Here is a 9,632-nt window from a genome sequence, read left to right as displayed (position 1 = left end):
ATAAAGTGAACGGAATGACCACTTCAGCCGTATGTTCCCCCTCACCCCAGCCCTCTCCCTCAAGGGAGAGGGGGTTGTCCGTGCAGGTATTATTTTGTGGGGATTCCTCAGCCCTGTGGGAGAGGGACGGGGTGAGGGCATCAGGCCGCACGGAGACTTAAATCTCGACCTGCGTCCCCAGCTCAATGACGCGGTTAGGCGGGATCTCAAACTGGTCAGGCGCGCGCAGGGCGTTACGCTGCAGAATCAGATACAGCTTACCGCGCAGACGCAGGTACCATGGGCGCTTGCCGATGATCAGCGACTCGTGGGACATAAAGAACGACGTCTCCATCATCCGGCAGCTTAACCCTTCCAGACCGCAGCGGTGGAACACCTCTTCCACGTTCGGCGTTTCGCGCCAGCCGTAGCTCGCCACCACGCGCCAGAAGGTCGGGGACAGCTGCTCAATCTGTACGCGGCGCACGTTGTGAACGTACGGCGCATCTTCGGTGCGCAGCGTCAGCAGGATCACGCGCTCGTGCAGCACTTTGTTGTGCTTAAGGTTATGCATCAGCGCAAACGGGATTACATTCAGGGCACGAGACATGTAAACCGCGGTACCCGGCACGCGCACCGGCGGGGATTTCTCAAGCGACGCGATCATCGCCTCCAGAGAATTACCGTGCTCATGCATGCGGCGCAGCAGGCGGAAGCGCTCGCTTTTCCATGTGGTCATGACAATGAACATCAACAGGCCCAGCGTCAGCGGCAGCCAGCCACCGGAGACAATTTTGTCGAGGTTCGCAGAGAACAGCGGAACGTCAATACACAGGAAGCCCACCAGAATCATCCCCACGAGGAACTTATTCCAGTGCCAGTTGCGGTACGCCACCGTGGTGGAGAGAAGCGATGTCAGCACCATCGTACCGGTCACGGCAATACCGTAGGCCGCCGCCAGATTACTGGAGTGTTCGAAGCTAACAATCACGATCACAACAGCGAAGTAGAGCAGCCAGTTAACGAACGGGATGTAGATCTGGCCCGACTCCATCTCTGAGGTATGGATGATGCGCATTGGCGAGAGATATCCCAGACGAACGGCCTGACGGGTCAGAGAGAACACCCCGGAAATCACCGCCTGAGAGGCAATCACGGTCGCCAGCGTTGCGAGGATCAGCATAGGCACCAGCGCCCAGTCAGGTGCCAGCAGGAAGAATGGGTTCTTAATCGCTTCCGGGTTCTTGAGCAACAGCGCGCCCTGACCGAAGTAGTTCAGCACCAGCGACGGGAGCACCACAATAAACCATGCCACGCGGATAGGCAGCTTCCCGAAATGCCCCATGTCAGCATAGAGCGCCTCCACACCGGTGATGGAGAGCACGACCGCACCCAGCGCCACGAAGGAAACCACTTTGTATTCAAGGAAGAAATGCACCGCCCAGTAAGGGTTCAGCGCATGCAGCACGTCCGGGTTCGCAATAATGCTGCGCAAACCGAGCGCCGCCAGGATCAGGAACCAGGCCAGCATAATCGGCGCAAACAGTTTGCCCACCAGCCCGGTACCGTGTTTCTGGATCATGAACAGCAGCGTCAACACGATGATTGCCAGCGGGACAACCCAGGCATCAAGCTGCGGGGCAATAATCTCCAGCCCTTCAATCGCCGAGAGCACCGAGATAGCCGGTGTTATCACCACTTCCCCGTAGAAGAAGCTGCCACCTATCAGGCCGATAATCACCAGCACAGACGTCATTCTGGCCGAGGTATTACGACCGGCAAGGGACATCAGGGTCAGGATCCCGCCTTCGCCCGCATTGTCTGCACGCATAACGAAGGAGAGATATTTAACGGAAACGACCAGGATCAGCAGCCAGAAGATGAGGGACAGGAAGCCAAACACGGCATAGCGCTCAACACCAAAGCCAAACTGGCCGGACAAACATTCACGAAGCGTATAAAGTGGGCTGGTGCCGATATCACCGTAGACAACCCCGATCGCCGCAAGCGTTATTGCGGGTAATGATTGCTTATTATCAGTGCTCATAGACTAGTCTTTTCGTTTAAATAACAAATGTGTTCCTGTCCCTTGGTCCACAAAAAGCGCACAGTATGCACGATTCATTGCAAAATCGTACCCCTAAATGCAACCGCATTAATGTAGCGCAAAGAAAATTGCGCCGCACTTCAGCCTATTACCAGCCCTGACTGAAACGTCTATACTCGCTTCAATTGGCCGCCACAACGGCGAAAGGATGCAAAACTATTATGGCTCACTCACATTTATTAGCAGAAAGAATTTCCCGCCTCAGCAGCGCGCTGGAGAAAGGCCTTTACGAGCGTAGCCACGCCATTCGCCTTTGCCTGCTGGCGGCATTGAGCGGTGAAAGCGTATTTCTGCTGGGACCGCCGGGCATTGCCAAGAGTTTGATTGCACGCCGCCTAAAGTTCGCTTTCCAGAACGCTCGCGCATTTGAATATTTGATGACGCGCTTCTCCACGCCAGAAGAAGTTTTCGGCCCGCTTTCTATTCAGGCGCTGAAAGATGAAGGGCGCTATGAGCGTCTGACGGCGGGTTATCTCCCGGAAGCGGAAATCGTCTTTCTTGATGAGATCTGGAAAGCCGGCCCGGCCATTCTGAATACCCTGCTGACGGCAATCAACGAACGCCGCTTCCGCAACGGCGCGAGCGAAGAGAAGATCCCCATGCGCCTGCTGGTGGCCGCGTCAAACGAACTGCCCGAAGCCGACAGCAGCCTGGAAGCGCTGTATGACCGCATGCTGATCCGCCTGTGGCTGGATAAAGTCCAGGATAAATCAAACTTCCGTTCAATGCTGGTGAGCCAGCAGGACGAAAACGAAAACCCGGTGGCACCTTCACTGCAGGTGACGGACGAGGAGTACCATCAGTGGCAGGACGAGATCGGCAAAATTAAGCTGCCCGACGCCGTCTTTGAGCTGATCTTCATGCTGCGCCAGCAGCTTGATTCCCTGCCTTCCGCCCCGTACGTCTCGGATCGTCGCTGGAAAAAAGCGATCCGTCTGCTCCAGGCCAGCGCGTTGTTCAGCGGTCGCGACGCGGTCGCCCCTATCGATCTGATCCTGCTAAAAGACTGCCTCTGGCACGACGCAGAAGGCATGAACCTGATGCAGCAGCAGCTGGACGTTTTGATGACCGGGCACGCCTGGGGGCAGCAGGCGATGCTCAACCAGCTGGGGGCGATTGCCCAACGGCGCATTCAGCTCCAGCAGCAGCAAAGCGATAAAACCGCGCTAAAAGTGAACCGACTGGGCGGCATGTTCGCCCGCAAACCGCATTACGAGCTACCCGCCGATCTGACCGGCACGACGCTGACACTGCTGCTCCAGCAGCCCCTCAAGCTGCATGATATGCAGGTGGTGCACATTACGATTGAGCGCGAGCCGCTGGCGCAGTGGCTGGATAAGGGCGGGGAGATCCGCGGAAAGCTCAACGGCATCGGTTTCGCGCAGCCGCTGAATATGGAAGTGGACAGCAGTCAGCACCTTGTGATCCGCGACGTGAGCCTTCAGGGATCGCGTCTTGCGCTTCCCGGCACCGCCTCGGACAGCGTGCCGGAAGAGATTAAACAGCAGCTGGAAGCGCTGGATACCGAATGGCATCAGCAGCACACCCGCTTCAGCGAGCAGCAAAAATGCCTCTTTATTCATAGCGACTGGCTAGGTCGCATTGAAGCCAGCCTGCAGGACGTCAGCGCGCAGATCAAACAGGCGCGTCAATGCTAACGCTGGACACGCTCAATATGATGCTGGCCGTCAGCGAGGAAGGGTTGATCGAGGAGGTGGTGATTACCCTTCTGGCATCGCCGCAGCTGGCGGCCTTCTTTGAAAAATTCCCGAAGCTCAAAAAAGCGATGACGGAAGATCTCCCGCGCTGGCGCGACAATCTGCGGCAGCGGTTTAAGGAGACAGAAGTCCCGCCCGAACTGACGGAGGAAGTCGCGGCCTATCAGCAGTGTCAGCGGCTATCGACGCCACAGTTTATCGTCCAGATCCCGCAAACCCTTACCCTGCTCGATAAAGTCCACTCTCCGTTTGCCAGCCAGGCCAGAACGCTGGTCACAGAAAACGCCACCTTTACCCCGGCGCTGCACACGCTCTTTTTACAGCGCTGGCGCCTGAGCCTGGTCGTCCAGGCTACCACGCTGAACCAACAGCTTCTGGATGAAGAGCGGGAACAGCTGCTCAGCGAAGTCCAGGAACGCATGACGCTGAGTGGCCAGCTCGAAGAGGTGCTGGTAGAAAATGAAAACGCCGCTGGTCGCCTCTGGGATATGAGCGCCGGGCAGCTGCGGCGCGGGGATTATCAGCTGATCGTGAAGTACGGCGACTTTCTTACCCAGCAGCCGGAGCTGATGAAGCTCGCGGAACAGCTCGGCCGCTCGCGAGAGGCCAAATCGGTCCCAAAGAAAGATGCCCCGATGGAAACCTTCCGCACCCTTGTACGCGAACCGGCTACCGTGCCGGAGCAGGTCGACGGACTCCAGCAAAGCGATGACATCCTGCGCCTGCTGCCGACCGAGCTAAGCACGCTGGGGATGACCGAACTGGAGTATGAGTTTTACCGTCGGCTGGTGGAAAAACAGCTTCTCACCTATCGGCTGCACGGCGAAGCCTGGCGAGAGAAGCTCAGCCAGCGCCCGGTCGTGCATCAGGACTTTGATGAGCAGCCGCGCGGGCCGTTTATTGTCTGCGTGGATACGTCTGGCTCAATGGGCGGCTTTAACGAGCAGTGTGCGAAGGCGTTCTGTCTGGCGCTGATGCGCGTGGCGCTCGCTGACCGCCGTCGCTGCTTTATCATGCTCTTCTCCAGCGAAGTCGTGGGCTACGAGCTGACGAACCTGCAGGGCATTGAGCAGGCCATCCGCTTTTTAAGCCAGCGTTTTCGCGGCGGCACCGATCTGGCCAGCTGTTTTCGCAGCATTGTAGAACGGATGCAGGGCGGCGACTGGTACGACGCTGACGCGGTGGTGATTTCCGATTTCATTGCCCAGCGGCTGCCGGAAGATGTGGTAAATAAAGTGAAGGAGCTGCAGCGCGTGCACCAGCATCGTTTTCATGCCGTGGCGATGTCCGCACATGGAAAACCCGGCATCATGCGCATCTTCGATCATATCTGGCGCTTTGATACCGGGTTGCGTAGCCGTCTGCTCAGACGCTGGCGGCGTTAATTAAAGAAGAGAATCGACGCTTTCACGTACCTGCTGCGGCCAGACCCCACACTGCACCTGACCAATGTGAGACAGTTGCAGCAGCAGCATGGTCAGACGGGACTGCCCGATACCGCCGCCGATGGTCTGCGGCATTTCACCGCGCAACAGCGCCTGATGCCACTCTAATTTAAGGCGATCTTCATCACCGGTCACCGCCAGCTGGCGCTTCAGCGCCTCTGCATCCACGCGGATCCCCATCGAAGAGAGCTCAAACGCATCTTCCAGAACCGGGTTCCAGACCAGAATATCGCCGTTCAGACCGGCATATTCGCTTTCGCCCGCGGTGCTCCAGTCATCATAATCCGGCGCACGAACGTCGTGACGTTTGCCATCAGACAGTTTGCCGCCGATGCCAATCAGAAATACCGCGCCCAGCTCTTTGGCGATCGCCCGCTCGCGGCCTTTGGCATCCAGATGCGGGAAGCGGCTCAGCAGTTCCTGGCTGTGGACAAAGTGGATCGTATCCGGCAGGAACGGTACCAGACCAAACTCTTTGCTCACGGCAGCTTCGGTCGCTTTGATCCCCGCGTAGATCGCCTCAACGGTGGATTTCAGCGTACCGACATGACGCTCGCCGTCACCCATTACGCGCTCCCAGTCCCACTGGTCAACGTAGACAGAGTGAATCGGGGAGAGGCGGTCTTCATCGGGGCGAAGGGCTTTCATGTGCGTGTAGAGCCCTTCGCCCGCGCTGAAGTCGTGTTGTCCCAGGGTTTGACGCTTCCACTTCGCCAGGGAATGCACCACTTCGAACTGTGCATCTGGCAGTGTTTTCACTTTCACCTGTACCGCTTTTTCGCATCCAGACAGGTTATCCTGCGTCCCGTCACCCACGCGGCTCAGAATCGGCGCCTGAACTTCAATAAGACCAAGCTTCTCTTCCAGCTGGCGGGAAAAATGGGATTTTACGAAACTGATCTGGCGTTGTTTTGCGATGTATGCGGTTTTCATTATTTTTACTCCTGCGTCCTGTTGATAATGATTAAGCAACAGAACCGACACTTAATTCAATAACCCATCAACAATAAGCCACCTTCACTTTTGATTCGTTAAAATAAGACGCTAGAATAGACGTATTCATTAATCTTCATAAGAAAAAGCTATGGAAAATTATCAGATCGACAATCTGGACCGCGGCATCCTTGAGGCCTTAATGGCCAATGCCCGTACAGCCTACGCCGAACTGGCGAAACAGTTTGGCGTCAGCCCGGGAACCATTCACGTTCGCGTAGAGAAGATGAAGCAGGCAGGGATCATTACCGGTGCGCGCATCGACGTCAGCCCGAAGCAGCTGGGTTACGACGTCTGTTGCTTCATCGGCATTATTCTTAAAAGCGCAAAAGACTACCCCTCCGCGCTGGCAAAGCTGAACGCGCTCGATGAAGTCACCGAGGCGTACTACACCACCGGGCACTACAGCATCTTTATTAAGGTGATGTGCCGATCCATCGATGCCCTCCAGCAGGTACTTATCAACAAGATCCAAACAATCGATGAAATTCAGTCCACCGAGACACTGATCTCCCTGCAAAACCCGATCATGCGTACCATCCGCCCGTGATCGGGCAAATTCATTCCCACATTTTCCACAGGTAGATCCCAGCTCGTTCACAGCGTACAATGATCCCCTCTTTATCTGAGCGAGCGATCAATGGCGGACATTACCCTTATCAGCGGCAGCACTCTTGGCGGTGCGGAATACGTAGCGGAACATCTGGCTGAGAAGCTGGAAGATGCAGGCTTTTCTACACAAACGCTGCACGGGCCGCTGCTTGAAGATCTCCCGGCTGACGGGGTCTGGCTGCTGATCACCTCCACGCACGGCGCGGGCGATCTGCCGGATAACCTGCAACCTTTATATGACGAACTGCTGGAACAGCAGCCCGACCTGTCAAACGTCCGTTTTGGCGCAGTGGGGATAGGCAGTCGTGAATATGACACCTTTTGCGGGGCAATAGAGAAGGTCGAAGCCGCTGTTACCGCTTGCGGAGCAAAACAGCTGGGTGAAACGCTCAAGATCAACATCCTCGATCATGACATTCCGGAAGATCCAGCCGAGATCTGGCTCGCGGAATGGAAAAATTTACTCAAAAACGATTAAAGATCGCGCGAACAGATGTGGATAACTCTGGTTAAAAGCTCGTATTAACCCGTAGTTATCCAAAGAACAACCCTAGCGTCGTTTTTGGCCTGTGTATAAAGTCGCGATCTGATCCCAGCTTATACGGTCCTGGATCACCGATCATTCACAGCAAACGATCCTTCCTAACTGCATGATCTTATTTGCAGGATCGGACTTATCCACACGTGTCCGCGATCCTAATAAGAGATCACAATAGAACAGATCTCTAAATAAAAAGATCTTCTTTTTAATAGCCCAGGATCCCAATGCTTTCTCGAAAGACTAAAGTTGAGTAGAATCCACGGCCCGGGCTTCAATCCATTTTCATACCGCTTTACGCGAGGCAGACCACCATGTTTTATCAGGATCCTTTTGACGTCATCATCATTGGCGGGGGTCATGCAGGCACTGAGGCCGCAATGGCCGCAGCGCGAATGGGTCAGCAGACCCTGCTTTTGACACACAATATCGACACGCTGGGACAAATGTCCTGTAATCCGGCGATTGGCGGCATTGGGAAAGGACACCTGGTAAAAGAAGTGGATGCACTTGGCGGCCTGATGGCGAAAGCGATCGATCATGCGGGCATTCAGTTTAGGATACTAAACGCGAGTAAAGGCCCTGCTGTTCGCGCCACTCGTGCGCAGGCAGACCGCGTGCTTTACCGCCAGGCCGTGCGCACCGCGCTGGAGAACCAGCCGAACCTGATGATCTTCCAGCAGGCGGTAGAAGATCTTATCGTTGAGAACGATCGCGTCGTGGGCGCCGTGACCCAGATGGGCCTCAAGTTCCGCGCCAAAGCCGTGGTGCTGACGGTTGGGACATTCCTGGACGGCAAAATCCATATTGGTCTGGACAACTACAGCGGTGGCCGTGCTGGCGATCCGCCGTCCATTCCGCTGTCTCGTCGTCTGCGTGAACTGCCGCTGCGCGTCAGCCGTCTGAAAACCGGCACGCCGCCGCGTATCGATGCACGCACCATTGATTTCAGCGTACTGGCCCAACAGCACGGCGATAACCCGATGCCGGTTTTCTCGTTCATGGGCAACGCGGCGCAACACCCGCAGCAGGTGCCGTGCTACATCACGCATACCAACGAAAAAACCCATGACGTGATCCGCAATAACCTCGATCGCAGCCCAATGTACGCTGGCGTGATCGAAGGGATCGGCCCACGTTACTGCCCGTCGATCGAAGACAAAGTGATGCGCTTTGCCGATCGTAACCAGCACCAGATCTTCCTGGAGCCGGAAGGGCTGACCTCGAACGAAATTTACCCGAACGGCATCTCCACCAGCCTGCCGTTCGACGTGCAAATGCAAATTGTTCGCTCAATGCAGGGGATGGAGAATGCGAAAATCGTTCGCCCTGGCTACGCAATTGAGTACGATTTCTTCGACCCACGTGACCTGAAGCCGACGCTGGAGAGCAAATTCATCCACGGTCTGTTCTTCGCGGGGCAGATTAACGGCACCACCGGCTACGAAGAAGCGGCTGCACAGGGCCTGCTTGCCGGTCTGAACGCCGCCCGCTTCTCTGCCGAGAAAGAGGGCTGGGCGCCGGCGCGTTCTCAGGCCTATCTGGGCGTTTTGGTCGACGATCTCTGCACGCTGGGCACCAAAGAACCGTACCGTATGTTTACCTCTCGCGCGGAATATCGTCTGATGCTGCGCGAGGACAACGCCGACCTGCGTCTGACCGAGATAGGCCGCGAGCTGGGTCTGGTGGATGACGAACGCTGGGCGCGCTTCAACGAGAAGCTGGAACGTATTGAACAGGAACGTCAGCGCCTGAAAACCACGTGGGTAAACCCACAGGCGGATACCGCTGCCGAAGTGAACGCTCACTTAACAGCGCCGCTGTCGCGTGAAGCCAGCGGCGAAGATCTGCTGCGTCGCCCTGAAGTGACCTACGAGAATCTGGTCAAACTGACCGCGTTCGCGCCGGGCCTTGAAGACGCTGAAGCTGCCGAGCAGGTCGAAATTCAGGTGAAGTACGAAGGCTACATCGCGCGTCAGCAGGATGAGATCGAAAAACAGCAGCGCAACGAAAACACGCTGCTGCCGGAAATGCTGGACTACCGTCAGGTGACGGGCCTTTCCAACGAAGTGATCGCTAAGCTGAACGATCACAAACCGGTATCGATTGGCCAGGCCTCCCGTATCTCGGGCGTTACGCCGGCAGCGATTTCGATCCTGCTGGTGTGGCTGAAAAAGCAAGGCATGCTGCGCCGTAGCGCGTAATTGACATTGCTTTTGGCGGGTGGCGCTTCGCTGACC

7 protein-coding genes are annotated in these 9,632 nt (G+C 56.4%); 5 read left to right on the top strand and 2 right to left on the bottom strand.

The window, feature by feature from the left end:
- Positions 1 to 157 precede the first annotated feature (157 nt).
- The gene (kup, locus tag IM314_RS14140) at positions 158 to 2,026 is read right to left on the bottom strand and encodes a low affinity potassium transporter Kup (protein ID WP_193359070.1); all 1,869 of its coding nucleotides are present in this window, start codon (positions 2,024 to 2,026) and stop codon (positions 158 to 160) included.
- A 221-nt stretch (positions 2,027 to 2,247) separates the two neighbouring features.
- Between kup and ravA the strand changes: the two genes are divergently transcribed.
- Positions 2,248 to 3,744 (top strand): ATPase RavA, encoded by a 1,497-nt coding sequence (gene ravA / locus IM314_RS14135; protein ID WP_045631286.1) that lies wholly within the window; start codon positions 2,248 to 2,250, stop codon positions 3,742 to 3,744.
- A complete protein-coding gene (gene viaA, locus IM314_RS14130) occupies positions 3,738 to 5,189 on the top strand; it encodes an ATPase RavA stimulator ViaA (RefSeq protein WP_193359071.1) in 1,452 nt (483 codons plus the stop codon). Before ravA ends, viaA begins: the two co-directional genes overlap by 7 nt.
- Here the strand turns inward: viaA and asnA are convergent, their stop codons facing one another.
- The gene (gene asnA, locus IM314_RS14125; protein ID WP_193359072.1) at positions 5,190 to 6,182 is read right to left on the bottom strand and encodes an aspartate--ammonia ligase; all 993 of its coding nucleotides are present in this window, start codon (positions 6,180 to 6,182) and stop codon (positions 5,190 to 5,192) included. It lies immediately after the preceding gene.
- 151 nt (positions 6,183 to 6,333) lie between these two features.
- Here asnA and asnC point away from each other — a divergent pair, with 151 nt between their 5' ends.
- The 3 genes from asnC (at position 6,334) to mnmG (ending at position 9,596) form a co-directional block, all read left to right on the top strand.
- Complete coding sequence (asnC, locus tag IM314_RS14120; protein ID WP_008500198.1) at positions 6,334 to 6,792, top strand: transcriptional regulator AsnC; 459 nt, start codon at positions 6,334 to 6,336, stop codon at positions 6,790 to 6,792.
- A gap of 90 nt (positions 6,793 to 6,882) precedes the next feature.
- Positions 6,883 to 7,332 (top strand): FMN-binding protein MioC, encoded by a 450-nt coding sequence (gene mioC, locus IM314_RS14115; protein ID WP_041911749.1) that lies wholly within the window; start codon positions 6,883 to 6,885, stop codon positions 7,330 to 7,332.
- A gap of 374 nt (positions 7,333 to 7,706) precedes the next feature.
- Positions 7,707 to 9,596 carry a tRNA uridine-5-carboxymethylaminomethyl(34) synthesis enzyme MnmG gene (gene mnmG / locus IM314_RS14110; protein WP_193359073.1) on the top strand — a complete coding sequence of 630 codons (1,890 nt, stop codon included), beginning with the start codon at positions 7,707 to 7,709 and terminating at the stop codon, positions 9,594 to 9,596.
- Positions 9,597 to 9,632: the final 36 nt, after the last annotated feature.

The sequence above is a fragment of the Enterobacter cloacae complex sp. P42RS genome, assembly GCF_014930595.1.
GTDB classification, from domain to species: domain Bacteria; phylum Pseudomonadota; class Gammaproteobacteria; order Enterobacterales; family Enterobacteriaceae; genus Enterobacter; species Enterobacter bugandensis.
The sequence above is the reverse complement of the archived record's forward strand: the minus strand, read 5'-3'. Positions and strand labels throughout refer to the sequence as shown.

Excerpts from the sequence above, each read along its gene's own strand:
- kup (WP_193359070.1), bottom strand. The coding sequence starts at position 2,026 with ATGAGCACTGATAATAAGCAATCATTACCCGCAATAACGCTTGCGGCG.
- ravA (WP_045631286.1), top strand. The coding sequence starts at position 2,248 with ATGGCTCACTCACATTTATTAGCAGAAAGAATTTCCCGCCTCAGCAGC.
- viaA (WP_193359071.1), top strand. The coding sequence starts at position 3,738 with ATGCTAACGCTGGACACGCTCAATATGATGCTGGCCGTCAGCGAGGAA.
- asnA (WP_193359072.1), bottom strand. The coding sequence starts at position 6,182 with ATGAAAACCGCATACATCGCAAAACAACGCCAGATCAGTTTCGTAAAA.
- asnC (WP_008500198.1), top strand. The coding sequence starts at position 6,334 with ATGGAAAATTATCAGATCGACAATCTGGACCGCGGCATCCTTGAGGCC.
- mioC (WP_041911749.1), top strand. The coding sequence starts at position 6,883 with ATGGCGGACATTACCCTTATCAGCGGCAGCACTCTTGGCGGTGCGGAA.
- mnmG (WP_193359073.1), top strand. The coding sequence starts at position 7,707 with ATGTTTTATCAGGATCCTTTTGACGTCATCATCATTGGCGGGGGTCAT.